This window comes from Cupriavidus sp. BIC8F (genome assembly GCF_032465815.1).
Classification (GTDB): Bacteria; Pseudomonadota; Gammaproteobacteria; order Burkholderiales; family Burkholderiaceae; genus Cupriavidus; species Cupriavidus necator.
This window is the reverse complement of sequence record NZ_CP136095.1, coordinates 2,830,883-2,850,775: the sequence shown is the minus strand read 5'-3', so window position 1 is coordinate 2,850,775 and position 19,893 is coordinate 2,830,883. Positions and strand designations below refer to the sequence as shown.

Here is a 19,893-nt window from a genome sequence, read left to right as displayed (position 1 = left end):
CCAATGGCGCGTCAGCGATGGCGCAGGCGCGGATTGGCCACGATGCCGCAGACGTCGGCTAGCGTGACAAGAAGCAGGTAAGCCACGCAGAAGATCATGGCGCACACCTGGACGACTGGCATGTCGCGCTGCGACACGCTGTCGACCATGAGCTTGGCGATGCCGGGATAGTTGAAGATGGTCTCGACGATGATGACGCCACCGAGCAGGTAGGACAGGCTAAGTGCGACGGCATTGGCGATCGGGCCAATCGCGTTGGGCAACGCATGGAACAGCACCATCCGCGATGGTGAGGCGCCCTTCAGACGCACCATCTCCACATACGGGGCGTTGAGCTGGTCGATCACCGCAGCGCGGGTCATGCGCAGCATCTGCGCCACGATCACGCAGCACAGGCTTAACACCGGCATCGCCATTGAACGCAGGAGCGTTTGCCACGAGTCGCCTTCGCTGACATAGGCAAGGGCGGGCAGCCAACGCAACTGGACCGCAAACAGCAGTACTGCAAGGGTCGCGACAAGGAATTCCGGGATCGATACGACGGCGACCGAGCCGATACTTACTGCGCGATCAAACCACGTCCCGCGATAGACGGCGGCGAGAATCCCTAGGCCCAGGGCAACGGGCACCGAGATCAGCGCCGTCAGCCCCGCCAGCAGCAACGAATGAGGAAGGCGGCCGCCAATGGTCTCGGTTACCGCCATCCCGGTCACCAGGGACGTGCCGGCCGTTCCTTGCAGCATTCCGCCCAGCCACTTCACGTAGCGTACGGGGGCCGGCACATCCAGGCCCATCTGTGCCCGAAGCGCGGCCAGTGCTTCAGGCGTGGCGTCCTGGCCAAGTTGTTCCTGAGCGGCGTCACCAGGCAACACCGCGGTGATGGCAAAGACGATCACGGAAACCGCCAGCAGCGAAAGCACGGCCATGCCGAGGCGGCGTGCCAACAAGCGCAAAATGAACAAATTCACGATGCCTCCTACACCCTTCTGATCAAGCCGCCAGCCAGACGTGTTCGGCGAACGAATAGCCCATCAGTCCACCGAGCGGCACGGGCGCCAGGCCCTTCAGGCGCTTGTTGTAGCCGTCGACTGAGGCGACGAACAGCGGGATGCCGATGCCGGCGTCCTGGCGAACCATTGCCTGCATGTCTGCATAGACCTGCTTGCGCTTCGCCACATCGGTCTCGGCACGTGCCTGCAGCAGCAAGGCGTCGAACTTCGGATCCTTGTAGCGCGACTCGTTCCAGGTTGCATCCGATTTGAAGAACTGGGTGAACAACGTGTCTGCGCTGGCGCGCGGGTTTACGTTGCCGAAGCCGACGGGGCTGTTGAGCCAGTGATTGGACCAGTAGCCGTCGGCCGGCATGCGCTTGATTTCAAGGTTCAGGCCCGCGGCGCGGGCGCTCTGCTGCAGGATCTGCGCCATGTCGACGGAGTACAGGGCGGCCGGCGACGCCACGACAGGGATCGGCGTGCTGCCGATGTTGGCCTTCTTGAGGTGGAACTTCGCCTTCTCCGGATCGAACTTCGTTTGCGGCAGGCCCGAGGCGTAGAAGCGGTTGGTAGGATCGATCGGCTGGTCGTTGCCAATCACGGCATAACCCATCGCAATGCTCTTCTTCATCAGTTCGCGGTCAAGAAGCAGCTTCATGCCCTGCACGAAGTCAGGATTGGTGCCGGGACCGGTGTCGCGTCGCATGATCAGATCCGTGTACTGACCGGACTGCGTGACGAAAATATCGGCATTGGGAGAGCCTTTGACGCGAGCTGCCGAGCGTGGATTGATCGACGCAACAAGATCAAGATCACCGGAGAGCAGCGCGTTCACGCGAGCGCCTTCGTCGCCGATTCCGACGAACTCGATTTCGTCGAGATACGGCTTGCCGGGCTTCCAGTAGTTTTCGTTGCGGACCACTACCGAGCGCACCCCCGGCTTGAATTCCTTGAGCTTGAACGGACCGGTACCGATGCCCTGGTTGAAGTCAGTCGTGCCGGCACGGACGATATGGAAGTGGAAGGTGCCAACGATGACCGGGAAGTCAGCATTCGGGGCCGTCAATACGACCGTCACTTCGTTGGGGCCCGAGGCCGTAACGCTCTTGATCTGCTCGGCCAGCGACTTTGCCTTGGAGCCCGTTGCGGGATCCTTGTGACGCATCAGGGAGAACACCACGTCGGCCGGGGTCAGGGCTTTGCCATCGTGGAACGTCACGTCCTTGCGCAGCTTGAATACCCAGGTGGCCGCGTCCTGTGTGGCAAACGAGGCGGCAAGGGCTGGCTGTGGCGCAAGCGTCGAGTCGAGTTCGGTCAGGCAGTTGTAGAGCATCGTTCCGCGACAGTAGTCAGTCTTGTTCGACTGCTTGGCCGGATCGAGAGTATCTGCCGCGGAGGCGTTATCGCCCGCTACGCGAATGCGTCCGCCGCGACGAGGCGTCTGGGCGTGTGCCGACACCGCGACGCCCGCCAGCGATCCCGCCAGGGCCGCCTGCATGCCGCCTGCGGCCAGCAGCTTGAGAATGTCGCGCCGTGTGGCGCCGCGTTGCAGGGCATGCATGATGTGGGACGATTCGGTGGGACCGACGAAGTCTTCCAGCGGCTTCTTGTCAAACATGGCGATAGATCCTTGAGGGGGCGGAGCGTTGTTCGAAAGGGGTCTCGTAGCGTCAGGACACTGCGTCCTTCATCTTGAAATAGAGGCCGACGGCAGGCAGGAACCACGGCGGGCCAACGTGGCCTGGGATGGCAGGCCAGTCGCGCCCGCGCCACGGGTTAGCTGCGGCTTCGCCGGCCATCACCCGTGCCATGCACTGGCCCATGTGCACTGACATCTGTGTGCCGTGCCCGCTGAACCCCATGGCGTAGTACAGGCCGTCGCGCTCACCGGCATGCGGCAGGCGATCCTGGGTCATGTCCACCAGCCCGCCCCAGCAGTAGTCAATTGCAACGTCAGAGAGTTGCGGAAACGCTTCAAGCATGCCGGCTCGAAGGATGGTGCCGCTGCGCGCGTCCGATTGCGGGCTCGACACAGCGAAGCGCGCACGGCCACCAAAAATCAGGCGGTAGTCCGGTGAGAGGCGGAAGTAGTGGTGGACGTTAGCGGTCGTCACGTACGTGCGCTGGCCAGCCAGCAGCGCTTGGGCGCGCTCTTTGCCCAATGGGGCGGTGGCAATGATGAAGCTGCCGATGGGAACAATGCGGCGACGCAGCCAGCCGAAGCTGCCATAGCTTCCGTGGCGGCTGGCTCCGGTGGCGAGCAGTACCTGGTCGGCCTGTACGGTACCGCGCGGCGTGTGGACGCCGTACGCGTGTCCATTGCCAACGCGTGTCAGCCGTTCCACCGGCGTATTGAAGTGGATGGCAGCGCCATGGCGCACAGCGGCGCTGGCAAGGCCGACGGCAAAGCGGCCCATGTGCATCTGGCCGCTTTTCTTGTAGAGCAGGCCACCGTGATATCGGTCGCTCGCAACCTCGGCGTGTACCAGTGCGGCGTCCAGGAGCTCTACGTCAGTATCGACACCATCGCGGTGCAGGCGTTCGCAGCTGCGCGACAATGCGTCCATGTGCGCAGGCCGGGAGGCGAGCTTCAGTTTGCCACGGCGCACAAAATCGCAAGCGATGTTTTCCTCACGCACGATTGATTCCACCGTATCGACCGCGGCGTCATAGGCGTGATACCAGGCACGAGCGCGATCGGCGCCGACGCGTGCCGCCAGCGTGGCGTAGTCAACAGCAAGGCCATTGTTGACATGTCCGCCGTTGCGACCGGACGCTTCCCCGGCCGGCCTGTCGCCTGCTTCGAGGACAATGACGCGCGCGCCTCGTCGTGCCAGGCTCAGCGCCGCCGACAGGCCGCAGAAGCCACCGCCCACGACGACGACATCTGCCGTTGCCGGCAATGGGTCAGCCGATCCGGCGAACTCTGGTACACCTTCCTTCCAATAGCTATCGAGCTTCATTTCAGTCGTGGTTTGGAGCCGCTGGCGCTGCCTGGCTTGCTGTCAAAGTGTGCTGGCGTTGCGCTGCGTGCGAGTTGCGTCATCACGCTGAAATTGAAGCATGCATGCCTGATGAGTTTATGGGGTATTTATCGCCGCCACAGCGAATACTGCGGTTTCTGACGGGCCATTCGGCATTGCCTGCCACGGGCACGCGGGACGTGCATGTGCACCGCAAAAAAATCAGGGATTACCCGCGGAACGCACCGCGCTGGTGCGTCTTCGCCGGGCAAGCATTTTTTCCTATCACCGCGATCTGCTTCGACGCATCATGAGCGTCCGACAGAATCCCGTTGCGTCGTGGAAATAATGGAATCGGCAAACACTTACGCACAACCTGCTGGCAACGCCTTTCGAATTCGGCCGATGGTGGAGAGCGATCTGTCAGATGCTCTCCAACTCCTGGAACTGGCCGGATGGCCACACAGACTGCGTGATTTGACGGCACTCTTTGAAATCGGCCAGGGCTTTGTTATCCAGGCAGGCGAGGCCACTGTTGGCATGGGCATGCGCTGGCTCTGGGGAGCCGACGAGGCGTCATTGGGCCTGATTTCTGTGCATCCCTTCTGGCGAGGGCATGGCTTCAGCAAGCAGCTTATGAACGCGCTCTGTACGGGGCTCGAGCATCACTCCGTACGCATGCAGGTGACGCCCCCTGTACCAGACTGGGCGACTCGTCTGGGCTTTGTCCATGTGGGTGATATTGCACGGCTTGAAGGGCGTGCAGCGTTGCCGCCGCTGGTAGCCTTGCCGGATGGCTACCGTTTGCGGCCAGCGGGTCGCAAAGACCTGCCCCTGCTGACACAACTGGATACCGCTGCCACCGGAATGACGCGGAAGAACATGCTGCAGTCATGGCAGCCCAACGCGCTGGCTACCGTGGTGCTGGACCACCCGGACGGCGCTCAAGGCTTCGCGTTAATGCGTCGGTTCGGACGAGGTGCCGTGATCGGCCCAGTGATTGCGCCATGCACTGTAACGGCCAAGGCATTGATTGCACATCTGGCGGCCATGGCCGATGGGCGGTTCCTGCGGTTGGATGTCATGAACGCTCCGGACTTGCGCGACTGGATCGTTACGCTCGGGCTGGAGCAGACGGGCCATACGGCCGTCATGGTCAAAGGCGGCCTCAAGGAACGTCAGCCACAGTGCCGCTGCGTCGTGTTGGCGGACGAAACTTTGGGGTAGGAGTATGCGAGACGAGGTCACCTTCCTCTACAAGGCAGATCCCATTCGAGGGCAGACGTGGGCCGAAGTGTTTGAGCGGGAAGCCCCGCACGTGCGCTTTCGCGTGTGGCCTGACATCGGAGATCCAAGTGAGGTGGAGTACCTGGCCGCGTGGGAGCCGCCGGATGACCTGGCAGTCTTTCCGAATCTGCGCGTGTTGTTTTCCACTGGTGCGGGCATCGATCAGTTCGACCTGAACAGGCTGCCTGACCATGTGCCACTGGTGCGCATGATCGAGCCTGGCATCGTCGAGGGGATGGTTGAATATGTCACGCTTTCAGTGCTTGCCTTGCATCGCGACTTGCCGGCGTACAGGCGCCAGCAGGCGCAGGGCAACTGGAGACCGCTGCAGGTTCGTTCCGCAGAGTCCTGCCGCGTAGGTGTGCTTGGCCTTGGGTCGCTTGGGCAAGCGGTATTGGGCAGGCTCGCTTCGTTCGGCTTCGATTGCGCGGGCTGGGCGCGTTCGGCGCATCGGCTGGACGGGGTGCAGACATTCTGCGGATGGCCGGTTCTTGACGAGTTCCTTGCGCGCACCGACATTCTTGTTTGCCTCTTGCCGCTCACGGAGGAAACACGCGGCATTCTCAATGGCTCGCTGTTCTCGAAGCTGCCTCGTGGCGCAAAGCTGGTTCACGTCGGACGCGGGCAGCATCTTGATGCCGCGGCGCTCATGACGGCGCTCGATGATGGCGTGGTAGGTGACGCCATCCTTGACGTCACCGATCCGGAACCACTGCCGCCTGACGCTTCGCTATGGCATCACCCCCAAGTCTGGATCACGCCTCATGTGGCAAGCATGACCCGCCCGGACACTGCTGCGCGAGTGGTGCTCGATAACTTGCGGCGCATGAAAGAAGGCCAACCCATGGTAGGGCTGGTCGATCGCGCAAAGGGATACTGACCGGGATAGTGCCTGTTGCGTACTCCGTGGCGGACGGAGAAAATGCTGGGCACACACTTCTGTCGTTAGGAAAAATGGTAACCCCCGTAAAACTCGACCGTCTGGACCTTCGTATTCTGGCCCAACTCCAGAAGAACGGTCGTATGACCAACGTGGACCTGGCGGAGGCTGTAGGCTTGTCTGCCAGCCCCTGCCTGATTCGCGTCAAGCGCCTCGAACAGGCTGGCTATATCGGTGGGTACAGTGCGCAGATCAGGATGGACAAGCTGGGCGACATCCTGACGGTTTTCACCGAGATCACTCTGGAAGACCATCACCGGGAGGATTTTGTGCACTTCGAAAAGGCCGTGGCAAATATCGACGAGATTGTCGAATGCCATCTGGTGAGCGGTGGGTACGATTATCTGCTCAAGTTCATCACGCGGGGTGTGAACCATTATCAGGAGATAATGGAAAACCTGCTGGAAAGCAATATCGGAATCGAGAAATATTTCAGCTTTATCGTTATCAAGTCTCCATTCATCAAGACCCATTATCCGATCGAGCGTCTGTTCCCGTCGACGTGAATGGGATGGCGTGCCCGACTCCAGGGGCGTAAGCCCCTGGAAGATCACTTAGCCCATTGCCACATAGACTTTGCGAAGGGTTTCGCGGATATCCCATACACCCACAGTGTTGGCGGGAAAAAAGAGAGTATCTCCAGCACGAATCTCTTGCGGCGCCTCGCCGGCAGGCGTGAATGTGCAAGCGCCGCTCAGAATATGCATGACTTCTGCATTGGCCAGTTGCCGTTCGAAGCGACCTGGCGTGCATTCCCAGAGGCCGCTGCGATTGGCCCCAGCGCCCTCCATTGGAACCTCCAACGATGTGGTTTCGCAGGCAGGCTGGCTCAGGGGGCGCGCGACCGCGCCGCTGGCTACTAGGCCGTTGGCCTGGGCAGAATTTGAAATAACGACGATCGACATAGGGAAGCTTCAAAAGGCGGAGGAAAGCGCCCAGACCTGACAGGCTGGGCGTGCAACATCACAAGTGGGCTTACTTGCCGGCTTCGACGGCGTCAGCCAACTCGGCCAGCGAGTGGAAGTGGTAGTCCGGCGTGGTGTGTGCGGATTCGATCGTGCCACCGGATCCCGTTTGTGCATGCCGGCGCTCGATCCAGCAGGTCGTGATGCCGAGTTCTTTTGAGATGCCGATGTCGTGATACTGGCTCTGTGCGACGTGCAGGTTATCCGCCTGCTTGTAGCCCCAGGCGCCTTCGTAGCGGCCCCGCGCATAGGCAAAGTAGCGGGCGTCAGGCTTCTCGCACATGGCATCATCGCAGCTCAATTCCATGTCGAACGGATTGCCAAGCGTTTCTGCGAAGTGGCGCAGCGCCCAGGTTTGCGCGTTGGTCATCGTGACCAGCTTGAAATGCTTGCGCAGGCGTTTCAACGCTTCGACGGAATCCGGGAATGCGGGCCAGTGGGCGACAGAGTCGCGGAAGCCCTTTGCGATCTCATCGGTCGCGGGCAGGCCCAGGCCGGGGGCGATGACCTTCCAGCAGCGCTCGAGGTCGTCCGGGTACCAGGTCGTGTCGGGACTCTTGCGGGCTTGCCTGTAGGCAGCCAGGAAGTCCTCGTCACCGAGCTTGGAATCCGGCGCTACGCTACGCAGATAGTTGAGCATGCCGCGCTCGAAGTCGATCAGGGTGCCGACAACGTCGAAGGTCAGGACTTTGAAATCTTTCAGACTCATGGTGAACTCGCTCTTCAATGAATGGGGACGGAGGCAGGAAGCGAAGCGCCACCCGCGCTCTGCAATTGCCGCGGGGTAAGCCCGCAGGCATTCTTCAGGCAGAGTGCGAGATGGCTTTGATCGTAGAAGCCGCACGCCTGGGCCGTGTCCGCCGGGGAGCAACCCCGTTTGAGCATGGCGCGCGCACGTTCCAGCCGGGCGCCGCTGATATATCGATGCGGCGGCATCCCGAGCGCCTGACGAAACAGCGTGACGAAGCGGCTGACGCTGAGCTGGCAAAGCCTTGCCAGCTGCTCCAGCTTCAGGCGCTCGTCCAGATGCTGGTGAATGTACGTCAGCGCCGCTGCCACACGCGGATAGTTTGCGTGAGTGGGCAGGATATCTACAGCTGTTTGCGGGGCGTATGCTGTGGCTTTCATGACCATCAGCATACGAGTAACCGCGCCGCGCTTCTCGCTGATGTTGCTGCGCCTTTCCGCATTGAATTGCGAAATGGGCGTGGGCAAAAGCAGATCGTGTTGTGAATTATGGGGCACCTGGGACTGTGCCCCGCAATGGCTCGTTCAGACGGTTCCGAAGCGGATCAGCGCGTATGGACGTAGTCTCGAAGGCGACAGACTGAGACGTCGCGTCGATCGCAGCATTGGACGAGCGTCCGCCCGCATTTCCCGCGCCCATTACTTCAGGATCACGAAGACCTTGCGCATGGGCTCCTGGATCTCCCACGTGCCGGCGGTATTGGCCGGGAAGAACAGGGTGTCACCCGCCTTGATGCGCATCGGCTCGCCGCCGGTCGGCGTGAACACGCAGGCGCCTGCCAGGATATGCATGACCTCGGCTTCCGGCACCTGTCGCTCGTAGTTTCCGGCAGTGCATTCCCACAGGCCGGTCCGGTTCTCGCCCGCGCCTTCGAGAGTGACTCGCAGGCTGCTGGTGCGGCAAGGCGGCTGGCTTAGCGGGCGACCGACCGGGCCATCGTCGGTCAGTTCGTTGCATTGCGCGGCATTCGGGATGATCGTGATGGGCATGGCATTTCGCACGGACGAAGGCCGCTCACCGCGATATCGCGGTGAGCGGCCAGGGGGGAGGGACTTACTGGTTGGCCTCGACAGCATCGGCGAGCTGCGCCAGCGAATGGAAGTGGTAGCTCGGCTCGGTCAGCTCGGGTACCTCCATGGTGCCGCCGAAGCCGGGCTGCGCGTGGCGACGCTCGATCCAGCAGGTCTTCAGGCCGAGCGCGTTTGCCACGCCGATGTCGTGGTACTGGCTCTGGGCCACGTGCAGGTTATCCTCCTGCTTGAAGCCCCATTTGGCGTCATAGCGGCCGCGGGCATAGGCGAAGTACTGCGGATCGGGCTTTTCTGTCAGTGCATCGTCGGCGGTGTTGGTGTCGTCGAACGGAAGGTTCAGCGTCTTCTCGAAGTGCGACAGCGCCCAGCGCTGCGAGTTGGTCATCGCTACGAGCTTGAAATGTTTGCGCAGGCGCTTCAGCGCATCTACGGAATCAGGGAACGCTTTCCAATGCACCACCGAGTCGCGCAGCCCTCGTGCGAGTTCGTCGGAATCGGGCAAATCCAGGCTCTGCGCCATCAGGTGCCAGCAACGCTCCAGGTCATCGGGGTACCACATGGTCTTGTCTTCCGCCCGCGCCCGGCGGTAGGCGGCGAGGAATTCCTCGTCCGTGATCTTGCTGTCCGGCACGACGCGACGGAAGTAGTCGAGCATGCCACCTTCAAAGTCGATCAGCGTACCAACCACATCGAACGTAAGTACCTTGAAGTCTTGCAGTGCCATGAGATGCCTCTCTCGGAGAAATGAAGCGAATAAACGAAAGGAGTCCCCCGGCCGCACTGCGTGCGGCCGGGATCGGAAAGAAAAACCAGTTGACCCGGCGGGCGGGCTCAGCCTTCGAGCCAGACGTTTTCGGCGAACGAGTAGCCCATCATGCCGCCCAGCGGAATCGGCGACAGCCCCTTGAGCCTCTTGCTATGGCCATCGATGGTGGCGACGAACAGCGGAATGCCGATACCCGAATCCTCGTGGATCATCATCTGCATGTCGGCGTACATCTGCTTGCGCTTTGCCATATCCGTCTCGGCGCGCGCCGCGGACAGCAACTGGTCGAACCTTGGATCCTTCCAGCGCGATTCATTCCAGGTTGCATCCGACTTGAAAAACTGCGTGAGGATGGTGTCCGCGTTCGGACGCGGCACGATGGAGCCGAAGCCCACCGGGCTTTGCAGCCAATGATTCGACCAGAAGCCATCGGCCGGCATGCGCTTGATATCGAGATTCAGGCCGGCCTGCCGTGCGGATTGCTGCAGAACTTGCGCGATATCCACTGAATACATGGCCGCCGGCGAGGCCACCACCGGAATCGGGGCGCTGCCCAGATTGGCCTTCTTCAGGTGGAACCTGGCCTTCTCGGGGTCGTACTGGCGTTGCGGCAGCCCCGGAGAATAGAAGCGGTTGGTCGGATCGATCGGCTGGTCGTTGCCAGTCAGTGCATAGCCGAGTGCGATGGATTTTTTCATCAGCTCGCGATCCTGCAGCAGCTTCATGCCCATCACGAAGTCCGGGTTGGTGCCGGGGCCGGTGTCTTTGCGCATGATCAGGTCGGTGTACTGGCCCGATTGCGTGACAAACACGGTATGGCCCGGTGAGCCTTTGATACGGGCAACGGAACGCGGATTGATGGTCGTGACGAGGTCGAGGTCGCCGGACAGTAGCGCATTGACGCGCGCAGCCTCGTCGCCGATGCCGACGAACTCGATCTCGTCCAGGTACGGCTTGCCGGACTTCCAGTAGTTTTCATTGCGCGTCACTACCGAGCGCACGCCCGGCTTGAACTCCTTGAGCTTGAAGGGCCCGGTGCCGATGCCCGCGTTGAAGTCGGTGGTGCCGCTCTTGACGATATGGAAGTGGAATGTTCCCAGAATGACCGGCAGGTCGGCGTTTGGCGCGGACAGCACCACAGTCACCTCGTTAGGGCCGGTGGCCGAAACGCTGTCAATCTGGTCGGCCAACACTTTGGCCTTGGAAGCGGTGGCAGGGTCCTTGTGGCGCAGCAGGGAGAATGCCACGTCGGCGGGCGTCAGCGGCTTGCCGTCGTGGAAGGTCACGCCCTTGCGCAGCGTGAAGATCCAGGTCTTCGCATCCCTCGATGTGAACGATTCGGCCAGCGCCGGCTGGGGTGCGAGGGTTGCGTCAAGCGACGTCAGGCCGTTGTACAGCATGTTGCACCGACAATAGTCAACCTTGTTCGACTGCCTGGCCGGGTCCAGCGTATCGCCCGCACCAGCATTGTCGCCGGCCACCCGAATCCGGCCGCCGCGGCGCGGAGTCTGTGCATGCGCCGAAACCGCCATGCCAGCCAGGCTTCCGGCCAGCGCTGCCTGCATGCCCCCGGCCGCAAACATGGCGAGCACGTCACGGCGCGTAAAGCCCCGCCGCAGTCCGTCCAGGATGCGCGTGCTTTCCGCTGGGCCGATTAGGTTGTCGAGCTGTGTGCGGTTGTTCATGGCAGAAGGTTCCTTGGTGGCGTCGTCGCGTATGACAAGACTGCGTCTATGTAATAGGATCGGGCGCAGGACAATTCCGTTCGGGTGGCGTCCAGACAGCCCGCTTACTGTAGAAATCCCCGTGACATGCCCAAAGTTTAGAAAAACGGGGTGCTCGCGAGCAACTTCCCAATTGTTGGGTCAAGCATAATCTGAGGTTATGGCCAATTTCCGTCGCAAGTTGCCTAGCGCCAATGCACTGTTCGTCTTCGAGGCCGCCGGGCGTTGCGGGAGCCTCACCAAGGCGGCTGCGGAGCTGTATGTCAGCCAGCCCGCGGTGAGCCGCATGCTGGCCCGCATGGAGGAGCGCATGGGCGTGCGCTTGTTCAACCGGGTGCGCGGCGGCGTTGAGCTGACCGATGACGGCCGCATGCTGCATCAAGCCATTACCGCCGGGTTCAATACCATCGAGGCGTCAATCAGCGAGATCGAGGCGCGGGCGACGGGCATGGAGACAATCACCCTGTCAGTGTCGACCGCGTTCACGACGCACTGGATGATGCCGCGCATGGAAAAACTGCGGCGGGACTTTCCCAATGTCGACCTGCGCTTCCAGCTAATCTCCGGCAAGGTGGGCGGTCCGATGCACGATGTGGACCTGGGTATCCGCTTTTTTACCGGCAACGAGACGCCCGAAGCGGGTGCGCTGCTGATGCCAGAAATCATCCTGCCGGTCTGCACGCCAGGCTATCGCGACAAGCCGGTGCATGGCAGCGACATCATCATCAACCTGACCGACAGCTTCAGAGACTGGCCGAATCTGTTTCCAGGGCTGCGCCAGCGGGAGCTCGATCTGTACAGCCTGAACTTCTCAGACTATTCGATCGTCATCCAGACTGCGATGCTGGGCCAGGGCATCGCACCGGGCTGGCTCAATGTCGTCACGCACTGGATGCGGCTGGGTACACTAGTGCCCGCAATCGGGCAAACACATGTCACAGAGCGGCGCTGCTATCTGGTCCAGCAGTCCAGTGGCACGCCGCGACCGACAGTGGCAAAACTCCGTGACTGGATCATCGAGGAAACCTTCAGGGATCTAGAGGAGATCGACCGGATGTATCCGGAAATGGAGCTGCTAAATCTGGCGTCGGGACGAGGGTAGAGATCGTTGGTACGGTCGGTATGCGACGAGGGCTTTGGAAGCACGCGAAGCCCGCTAGAAGTGCCAGCTTTTTTGTATCGCAATTCCGTGCGAAACACGCGCGACGACCAATTCGGATTCAAACCCGGGAGTGGCCAAAAGCGGGTGGAGAATCCATCAGGTAAGGGATCGGTTGCTGCTCCATCCGATTCGATGCCGCGCCTGCGTGGCTTCAAGGCGAGCATCCTCCTCGCTGTGCAAGTAGCCGCTCGTCGTCGAGATCGACGAATGCCAAAAATTATCTCTGACATACTGCAGATCCACGTGCCGGACGGTCATGTGCGAATCGCGCCACGCACGCTTCCGGCGAAGTCTCAGGTTGATGAGGCCCGCGCTGACACGTCCTTTCACGCCCTCCCGTGTACTGTTCAGACCGAATTGGTCCTTGACTTTAGAGTCTCCTCGACGAGCTGAGTTTTTTTGCGGCTTTTCGGCATCTGCAGGACTCCGGACCGGTGATGGGAAATGCCGTTTCCCTCCGTTCGGTCCGGCTGGGGTCGAGCACATGAGCTGCGTATTGAAGTATCAGCTAGAGCCCATCGAGCCTATAGGCAGCTGTCTGCCGGTGCGCGCAAGGTCTTTCTTTTGGCGGAGCCAGTCACGTCACGGATGTTGAACAGGGACAGGCTCCTGTTCGTTCGTGTCGAGTTGGGCAATGGCGGCGAAGGCCTGTTCGAGATCGGCCAGCAGATCGGCCACGCCTTCCAGCCCGATATGCAGGCGGATCACCGTGCCATGGCCGGACCAGTCGGTGACGCTGCGCGCGCGGCGCATGTCGGCCAGCACGGCCAGGCTTTCGAAGCCGCCCCACGATGCGCCGATGCCGAACAGCTGCAGGCTGTCGACGAAACGCTCGGCGGCCACCGGTGCCGGCGTGCGCAAGGTGAACGACAGCAGGCCGTTGGTGCCGTGGCAGTCGCGCCGCCAGAGCGCGTGATGCGGATCGTCCGGCAGCGCGGGACAGAACACCTGTGCCACTTCGGCCCGTTCGCGCAGCCAGTTGGCCACGGCGATGGCCCCTTGCTGATGCTGCGCGAGGCGGGCGCCCAGTGAACGGATCCCGCGCTGCACCAGGTAAGCGTCATCGGGGCTGACCGTCATGCCGAAGGCGTCGGCCACGCTGGAGAGTTGCTGCCACACAGCTTCGGTGGTGCATACCGTGCCCATCATCACGTCCGAATGGCCGCTCAGGTATTTCGTGGCGGCCATCAGCGAGATGTCGGCGCCCAGTTCCAGTGGCCGGTACAATAGCCCCGAACCCCAGGTGTTGTCCGCCGCCACCAGTGCACCGTGTGCGTGCGCCAGTGCCGCGATGGCAGGCAGGTCGCACATTTCATAGGCGAGCGAGCCCGGCGCTTCCACGTATACGAGCCGCGTCTCGGGACGCAGCCGCGCGGCCAGGTCCGAGCCGTCGGCCGCGTAGAAATCGGCGGCGATGCCGTGCTGGCGCAGGAAACCATTGGCCAGGTTGCGCACGGGCTCGTACACGCAGTCGGGCAGCAGCACGTGCTCGCCCGGACGCACGTAGGCAAGCAGGGTCATCGCCGCCGCAGCCAGGCCAGTGGGAAACAGGCGCGTGCGGTAGCCGCCTTCCAGCGTCGTCACCATGTCTTCGAGCGCGAAGCTGGTGGGGTTGCCGCGCGCGCCATATGTGAACAGCCGTTCGCTGTCGCGGCGCGCACGCATCTCGCGCTGCTGGGCCACGGAGTCGAATAACACGGTGCTGGCGCGCACCACTGGCGGGTTCACCGGCTGGCCGCCTGGCACGCCGTGCGTGCGGCCGGCGTGCGCCAGGCGGGTAGGGAGCGAATGCGTCATATCTGACCTGTGGAGGCTGCGTTGGTGTGTAGTGACCGCAAGGACCGTGCCGTGCTCAGTCGACGTGGGCGCCGGACAACTTTACGATCTGGGACCATCGCGAGATGTCCTGCCTGAGCTGGGTGGCGAAGGCATCGGGGCTGCTGGCCACCACGTCGCTGCCTGCCTCGTTGATCTGCCTGACCACCTCGGGCATCTGCAAGACCTGCACGATGGCGCGGTTCAGCAGCGCCACCCGCTCCGGGGCCGTGCCTGCCGGCACGAAGAAGCCGTACCAGTCTTCAAAGCGCGCATTGCGATAGCCGAGCTCTTCCAGCGTGGGCACGTTGGCGAACACGCCCAGCCGGCGCGGGCTGGTCACGGCCAGGGCACGCATGCGACCCGACTGGATGAAGCCCGCCACGGACGACGTCGACGTGATCAGCACATCCACCTGTCCGCCGAGCAGGTCATTGATGGCGGGGCCCGCGCCCTTGTACGGGACGTGCTGGAGCGACACGCTGCTGTCCTTGTCCAGCACCACGCCGACCAGGTGCGACAGCGTGCCGTTGCCCGGTGTCGCATAGGTGACCTTCTGCGGCTGCGCCTTGGCCTGCGTGGCCAGTTCGGCAAAGGTCTTCCACGGGGCGTTGGCCGATACCACGATGGCCAGCGGCGCGGCATTGATTTGCGTGACCGGCACGAACTGCTTGACGGGGTCGAAGCCCGGCGCGCGGTACAACGTCGGGTTGACCGCCATCACCGAGACCTGCGAGGTCAGCACCGTGTAACCGTCGGCCTTGGCGTCGGCCACGAAGCGCGTACCGATGTTGCCGCCGGCGCCGCCGCGGTTGTCCGTCACCGCGCTCTGGCCCAGCACCTGCGGCAAGCGCGTGGCCACGATGCGCGTTACGGCGTCATTGCCGCCGCCGGCCGGGAATGGCGAGACGATCCGCAGCGGCTGCGACGGAAAACCGTTCACCGTCGCCAGCGGCTGCGCGGGGGCGGCGCCGGCTGCGCCGAGCGTGGCAAGGGAGAGTGCTGCGGCCAGGAACTGCGGAATGCGTGACATGGGGGCGACCTCGTTCTATTGTGGGCAGGGTGATGGAGGACTCGGATCAGGCTGCGGGCGGGAAGCGGAACGTCGCCAGCTCCTGGGCATCGAGCTGGGCGACCAGGCCGGTTTCCCAGGCCAGGTATTGCCGTGCCGCCGCCTTGTTGCCGTCGTGGCGGTCGTGCACGAAGAACAGGAAATCGATGCAGCGCGCGTCGGGCAGCGTGTCGGCGCCTTCGGCCACGGCGTGGCCTTCTGCTTGCCACGCGGCGAATCCACCATGCAGCCGGCGTACGTCGCCAAAGCCCAGCGCCTGCAGGCTGCCGGCGGCGAGTCCGGCGGGATCGTCGGCATCGCCGTCGCTGACCAGCACGAGGGTGGTGTCATGGGGAACGCCGGCCAGGTCCTGTGCCAGGCGCGGACGGATCGACCAGCGGCTGCCGGCGAGATGCCCGGCGCGGAAGGCCATGCTGCCGCGCAGGTCGAGCGCAAGCATCGACTGGTCGCGCAGGCCGGCCGCCAGTTGCTCGGCGGTGACGGTGGATAGGGCCGGGGCTTCGGCCTGCGGGCCGGTGGCTACCTTCACGCCCGCGGACAAGCCGGCCTGCAGGCCGCCTTCGAGCACCACGGAGTCATGGCCCATCTGCCGCAGCCAGCTGGCCACGACGGGCGCGCGCACGCCGTCGGCGTCGAACAGCACCAGCCGCGCGCGGCGCACGCCGACGTACTGGTCCGTGGCCTGCATCAGTTGGCCGCCGGGCGTGTGCTGCGCACCGGGCAGCGTTTGCTCGGCAAATTCCTCGGCAGTGCGCACATCGCACAGGAAGGTGGTGCGGGTGCGATCGGCCAGCCAGGCCGCGGCCTGTGCCGGGGCAATGTGGGGCACGTCGAAGCGCACGGCCAGCGCCTGCGCGGCGCCGCGTGCGGCCTCGAGACCGCGCGGCGAGACGTTGTCCGGGTAACGTGCTGTGCCGCCGTGCTCAAGCCGGAAATCGTTCAGGTACCAGCCTTGCGTGCCGTTCTCGAGCGCATAGACGGGATTGGCCACGCCGAAATTGATCAGCGACTGCGCGCCGATGATGCTGCGGGTGCGGCCCGCGCAGTTGATGACGATCGGCGTCCCGGTATCGGGTACCAGGTCGCGCAGGCGATAGGCCAGTTCGCCGTTCGGGCAGCAAATCGCGCCCGGAATATTCATCTTGCGGAATTCGCTGGCGGGGCGTCCATCCAGCACTACTGGCGCGACTGGGCTGGCCAGCATGGCCGCAAGTTCAGCGGCGGAGACGCGCGGCGTGTTGTAGTGATGCTCGGCGAGTTCGCCGAACGTCTTGGACGGCAGGTTGACGCCGGCAAACAGCGTGAAGCCGGCCGCCCGCCACGCGGGCATGCCGCCATCGAGCACGAACAGCTGTGTGTAGCCCAGACGGGCCAGGGCGGTGGCCGCAGCGGGCGCGACGCCATCGCCCTCATCGGCCAGCACGATCCGCGTATCGGTGCGGGGCGCCAGGCGGCCAACGTCGAGCTCGAGCCGGCTGTACGGCAGCGGCACGGCGTAGAACGGATGGCCTTCGCCGTACTGGCCGTGCTCGCGCACATCGAACAGTGCAATCTCGCCGGCATCGTGCAGCCAGCCTTTCAGCGTGACGGCGTCGATGGCGGTGTAGGAAGGGTTGGTCATGGAAATTCGGGCAATAGGAGGCCGTCCTCCCGGTGCGGGGAGGTATTCGGCGGCAATTTTTCAGGGGGAGGCGGCGTCGGGCCGCCCGGCTCAGGCGGGGGTCAGCGGCGCGTCTGTACGCCCACGTTCATGACCTGGCAGCGCCCGGTCTCCAGGTCGAACGCCAGGCGCTCGGTCAGCGTTTCCAGCGATCGGCCGTACATATGCAGGTGACGGATGACATCGTCGCCACGGATTTCCACGGAGTGGATGTCGTCGGGCAGCAGGGCAATGCCGCGGCGCGGGCCGACTTCCACGGTGTGCGAGTGTTCCAGCGTGCCCACGCCTGGCTGGCTGCCATCGTCCGTGCGCACGTAGACGTCGTTGACCTCGATGCCGCTTACGCCAGCCACGCAGGCCCAAGTGGTGTGGTTGTGCGGGGGAATGCGCTTGCCGGGGCGCATGACGTTCAGGTACAGCGCGTAGGTCTGGTCGGCGTCCTCGGCAATCAGGTAGCGCGCCTGGCGCTCGCCGGCCTCCGGCGGCGGGTAATCGGCGTCGTTCCACAGTTCGGCGCGGGCCGCCAGGTCTTCCACCTTGCTCAGGACATCGGCGAGTGCAGCGCGGGTGACACCGTCTTTCGCTACGAGGTTCCTAATGTATTGGATGGTGTCTCCTACTGCTGCCTGGCGTTCTTGTGCGATGGACATGGTGTGGTCGATCCTTGCAATCTCTGTTTTTGACGGGTAAAAGGGTGCCTCTGGTTTCACTGTAATGAACACCCGCCCTGAAAACCACTTAATGCCCCACGAAAATCCATTAGCAAATCTAATGAATGCGTAACCTGGATCTGGACTTGCTCCGCACTCTGGTCGCGATTGCGGACCATGAGACGTTCGGCGCCGCGGCTGACATGGTGCAGCGTACCCAGTCGGCTGTGACGCAGCAGATGCAGCGGCTGGAGGAGCAGTTGGGCCTGACGCTGTTCGAGCGGCACGGTCGCGCCAAGCAGCTGACGCGGCACGGCAAGAAGCTGGTCGAGTATGCGCGCCAGTTGCTGGCGCTCAACGACGAGGCCCTGCGCGTGCTGCGTGAAGGGGACCTGACGGGGTCGGTGCGGATCGGCGCGCCGCACGATGTGGCGGATACCATCCTGCCGCTATTGCTCTCGCATATTGCCCGGACCTCGCCGGCGCTGCGGCTGGAGATCCATGTCGGCCGCAGTCCGTTCCTGATGGAAGCACTGCGCCGCGGCGAGATCGACCTGACCGTCTCCACGCGCGAGGATGCCACGCTGGACGGCATCGTGCTGCGCACCACGCCCACCATCTGGGTCTGCGCGGCAGACTTTATCTACGAGCGCGGCGCACCGGTGCCACTGATCCTGGCCGACGAGCCGAGCTTGTTCCGCAAGTTGTCGCTGGAAGCACTGACGCAGGCCGGCGTGCCGTGGCGCATCGCCTATCTGGCGCCGAGCCTGATCGGCATCAAGGCGGCCCTGCGTGGCGGGCTGGGTATCACCGCGCGCAGCATCGACCTGCTGACTTCGGACATGCGCGTCCTTGGCGAGAACGATGGCCTGCCGCGCCTGCCCGATGTCACGTACTACCTGTGGGCGCGGCCCAATGCGGTCAATCCGGTGGCGCGACATGTCTTTTCGATGCTCAAAACGGCGCTGCAGCGCGGACTGGTCAGCGCTTGACCGTCCCCGCGAAGCGTTCTTTAGAAGGCGCCATCGTAACGTGATAGGCGCCGGTGGCAAACGAAGAAGATCTCGGATGGATATATGAAAGGTTACCTTGAGGGTGCGGAGGTTCATTCTCGACCGCCTTCGAGCAACCCGGGCAGGAGAAGGGATGCCCATTGACCAGGCTGCTAATCATTGCGGGGTTTCCGTCGGTATGCTGTCCAAGCTGGAGAACGGCAAGGGCGTCAATCTGGAGCACGCGCTGCGCGTGATGGAAGGACTGGGTTTGACGATGCTGGTCGTGCCGAAGGCGCACGCAGCGTTGCTCGAACAAGCAGCGGTGCATGCGGCCAAGATGGACAAGAATGCGGCTAAGGAACGGAAAGTCCGGATTGAAGAGTAGGCATGCAACAACATGCGGGTCCGGCGCGGAGGCGCGCTCCTGACTTGCTATCGGCCTGGCTATTGAGTCGAGTCTGAAGCCTGTGCTTGGGCCAACCAGGCGACACAGGCATCAACGTTGACCAGCGCGTCGCGCACGCCGGCGGGGCACCAATTCGGATGGCTGCAGCCGTAGATCACTGCGCAGTTCTATGAGAACGGCGGTGGCGTTTGCAATCCGTTAAAACCCATCAGCAAAGCAGGCTCGCTAAACACCGAGCCGGAAGCGGTTGGCCAGTTCTTCCACGATCGATGCCTGCAGCCTGTCGCGAGAAATCTTGAGCGGATCGCGCTCTGCGGTCGACGCCATCCAGCGCTTGAAGTCGACGAACGCGGCTGGACTGATCGTCGTCATCCGCGCCATCCTTCCGGTCACGGACACGATGGGCGCAGAGAATGAAGGTGCCCCCAACAGAACATTTGCGCGTCGCGCCTGGACTGCCCAGAGGTCGTCTTCATCGTCGGTCAGTTGGAGTGGGTGGGGGTCAAGATCGGCAGCCTCGCGACGCAGGATGTCCACCTCGAAGCCCTTTGCGTTCACTGCCGTAAAAAGTTGATCATCCCGAATCTCGAACGTGCTATCTACCTTGCGTAGAACATCAAGCATGGAGAGATCCAGGTTCTTCATTCGGGAAGCAAACTGGAGGTGTTTGCGCGTATCCCACAGAAGATCGACGTCGCGAGTTGCGAGGGCGCGTTC

The 19,893-nt window shown here is 63.0% G+C and carries 20 protein-coding genes; 6 read left to right on the top strand and 14 right to left on the bottom strand.

The features are described 5' to 3' along the window. Positions 1-11 precede the first annotated feature (11 nt). The 3 genes from RS901_RS33295 to RS901_RS33285 are packed head-to-tail and all read right to left on the bottom strand — an operon-like array spanning position 12 to position 3,955. Positions 12-968, bottom strand: a complete 957-nt coding sequence (locus tag RS901_RS33295; RefSeq protein ID WP_316154913.1) for an ABC transporter permease — start codon at positions 966-968, stop codon at positions 12-14. 22 nt (positions 969-990) lie between these two features. Further along, the gene (locus RS901_RS33290; RefSeq protein ID WP_316154912.1) at positions 991-2,610 is read right to left on the bottom strand and encodes an ABC transporter substrate-binding protein; all 1,620 of its coding nucleotides are present in this window, start codon (positions 2,608-2,610) and stop codon (positions 991-993) included. Positions 2,611-2,662: 52 nt separating this feature from the next. Continuing rightward, positions 2,663-3,955 carry an FAD-binding oxidoreductase gene (locus RS901_RS33285; protein WP_316154911.1) on the bottom strand — a complete coding sequence of 431 codons (1,293 nt, stop codon included), beginning with the start codon at positions 3,953-3,955 and terminating at the stop codon, positions 2,663-2,665. A 348-nt stretch (positions 3,956-4,303) separates the two neighbouring features. Here RS901_RS33285 and RS901_RS33280 point away from each other — a divergent pair, with 348 nt between their 5' ends. The 3 genes from RS901_RS33280 to RS901_RS33270 all read left to right on the top strand — a co-directional run bounded on the left by RS901_RS33280 (position 4,304) and on the right by RS901_RS33270 (position 6,688). Next, on the top strand, positions 4,304-5,182 hold the full coding sequence (locus RS901_RS33280; protein WP_316154910.1) for a GNAT family N-acetyltransferase: 879 nt from the start codon (positions 4,304-4,306) through the stop codon (positions 5,180-5,182). A 4-nt stretch (positions 5,183-5,186) separates the two neighbouring features. Beyond that, a complete protein-coding gene (locus RS901_RS33275; RefSeq protein ID WP_316154909.1) occupies positions 5,187-6,122 on the top strand; it encodes a glyoxylate/hydroxypyruvate reductase A in 936 nt (311 codons plus the stop codon). Between the two features lie 74 nt (positions 6,123-6,196). Further along, positions 6,197-6,688 carry an Lrp/AsnC family transcriptional regulator gene (locus RS901_RS33270; protein ID WP_316154908.1) on the top strand — a complete coding sequence of 164 codons (492 nt, stop codon included), beginning with the start codon at positions 6,197-6,199 and terminating at the stop codon, positions 6,686-6,688. Positions 6,689-6,736: 48 nt separating this feature from the next. On the opposite strand, the gene RS901_RS33265 is transcribed toward RS901_RS33270, so the two are convergent. The 6 genes from RS901_RS33265 to RS901_RS33240 all read right to left on the bottom strand — a co-directional run bounded on the left by RS901_RS33265 (position 6,737) and on the right by RS901_RS33240 (position 11,377). Beyond that, positions 6,737-7,087 (bottom strand): cupin domain-containing protein, encoded by a 351-nt coding sequence (locus RS901_RS33265; protein WP_316154906.1) that lies wholly within the window; start codon positions 7,085-7,087, stop codon positions 6,737-6,739. A gap of 70 nt (positions 7,088-7,157) precedes the next feature. After that, on the bottom strand, positions 7,158-7,856 hold the full coding sequence (locus tag RS901_RS33260) for an HAD-IA family hydrolase (protein ID WP_316157347.1): 699 nt from the start codon (positions 7,854-7,856) through the stop codon (positions 7,158-7,160). A 14-nt stretch (positions 7,857-7,870) separates the two neighbouring features. Continuing rightward, positions 7,871-8,362 carry an AraC family transcriptional regulator gene (locus tag RS901_RS33255; RefSeq protein WP_316154905.1) on the bottom strand — a complete coding sequence of 164 codons (492 nt, stop codon included), beginning with the start codon at positions 8,360-8,362 and terminating at the stop codon, positions 7,871-7,873. Between the two features lie 171 nt (positions 8,363-8,533). Continuing rightward, positions 8,534-8,884 carry a cupin domain-containing protein gene (locus RS901_RS33250; protein WP_316154904.1) on the bottom strand — a complete coding sequence of 117 codons (351 nt, stop codon included), beginning with the start codon at positions 8,882-8,884 and terminating at the stop codon, positions 8,534-8,536. Between the two features lie 64 nt (positions 8,885-8,948). After that, complete coding sequence (locus tag RS901_RS33245) at positions 8,949-9,650, bottom strand: HAD-IA family hydrolase (protein ID WP_316154903.1); 702 nt, start codon at positions 9,648-9,650, stop codon at positions 8,949-8,951. Positions 9,651-9,757: 107 nt separating this feature from the next. Further along, positions 9,758-11,377: an ABC transporter substrate-binding protein gene (locus tag RS901_RS33240; protein WP_316154902.1), complete on the bottom strand. Its 1,620-nt coding sequence runs from the start codon at positions 11,375-11,377 to the stop codon at positions 9,758-9,760. A 199-nt stretch (positions 11,378-11,576) separates the two neighbouring features. Here RS901_RS33240 and RS901_RS33235 point away from each other — a divergent pair, with 199 nt between their 5' ends. Then, on the top strand, positions 11,577-12,518 hold the full coding sequence (locus RS901_RS33235) for a LysR family transcriptional regulator (RefSeq protein WP_316154901.1): 942 nt from the start codon (positions 11,577-11,579) through the stop codon (positions 12,516-12,518). A 642-nt stretch (positions 12,519-13,160) separates the two neighbouring features. On the opposite strand, the gene metC is transcribed toward RS901_RS33235, so the two are convergent. The 4 genes from metC to RS901_RS33210 form a co-directional block, all read right to left on the bottom strand. Further along, positions 13,161-14,375: a cystathionine beta-lyase gene (gene metC / locus RS901_RS33225; protein WP_316154900.1), complete on the bottom strand. Its 1,215-nt coding sequence runs from the start codon at positions 14,373-14,375 to the stop codon at positions 13,161-13,163. A gap of 55 nt (positions 14,376-14,430) precedes the next feature. Further along, positions 14,431-15,426, bottom strand: a complete 996-nt coding sequence (locus RS901_RS33220) for a tripartite tricarboxylate transporter substrate binding protein (RefSeq protein WP_316154899.1) — start codon at positions 15,424-15,426, stop codon at positions 14,431-14,433. Between the two features lie 46 nt (positions 15,427-15,472). Then, positions 15,473-17,086, bottom strand: coding sequence for a rhodanese-like domain-containing protein (locus RS901_RS33215; RefSeq protein ID WP_316154898.1), 1,614 nt, complete (start codon positions 17,084-17,086; stop codon positions 15,473-15,475). 101 nt (positions 17,087-17,187) lie between these two features. Further along, on the bottom strand, positions 17,188-17,775 hold the full coding sequence (locus RS901_RS33210; protein ID WP_316154897.1) for a cysteine dioxygenase family protein: 588 nt from the start codon (positions 17,773-17,775) through the stop codon (positions 17,188-17,190). 125 nt (positions 17,776-17,900) lie between these two features. On the opposite strand from RS901_RS33210, the gene RS901_RS33205 reads away from it, so the two are divergent. Both RS901_RS33205 and RS901_RS33200 read left to right on the top strand, forming a co-directional pair. Beyond that, on the top strand, positions 17,901-18,767 hold the full coding sequence (locus RS901_RS33205) for a LysR substrate-binding domain-containing protein (protein WP_316154896.1): 867 nt from the start codon (positions 17,901-17,903) through the stop codon (positions 18,765-18,767). Positions 18,768-18,921: 154 nt separating this feature from the next. Further along, complete coding sequence (locus RS901_RS33200) at positions 18,922-19,155, top strand: hypothetical protein (RefSeq protein ID WP_316154895.1); 234 nt, start codon at positions 18,922-18,924, stop codon at positions 19,153-19,155. A gap of 246 nt (positions 19,156-19,401) precedes the next feature. On the opposite strand, the gene RS901_RS33195 is transcribed toward RS901_RS33200, so the two are convergent. Then, on the bottom strand, positions 19,402-19,860 hold the full coding sequence (locus tag RS901_RS33195; protein WP_316157346.1) for a GSU2403 family nucleotidyltransferase fold protein: 459 nt from the start codon (positions 19,858-19,860) through the stop codon (positions 19,402-19,404). Positions 19,861-19,893 lie beyond the last annotated feature (33 nt).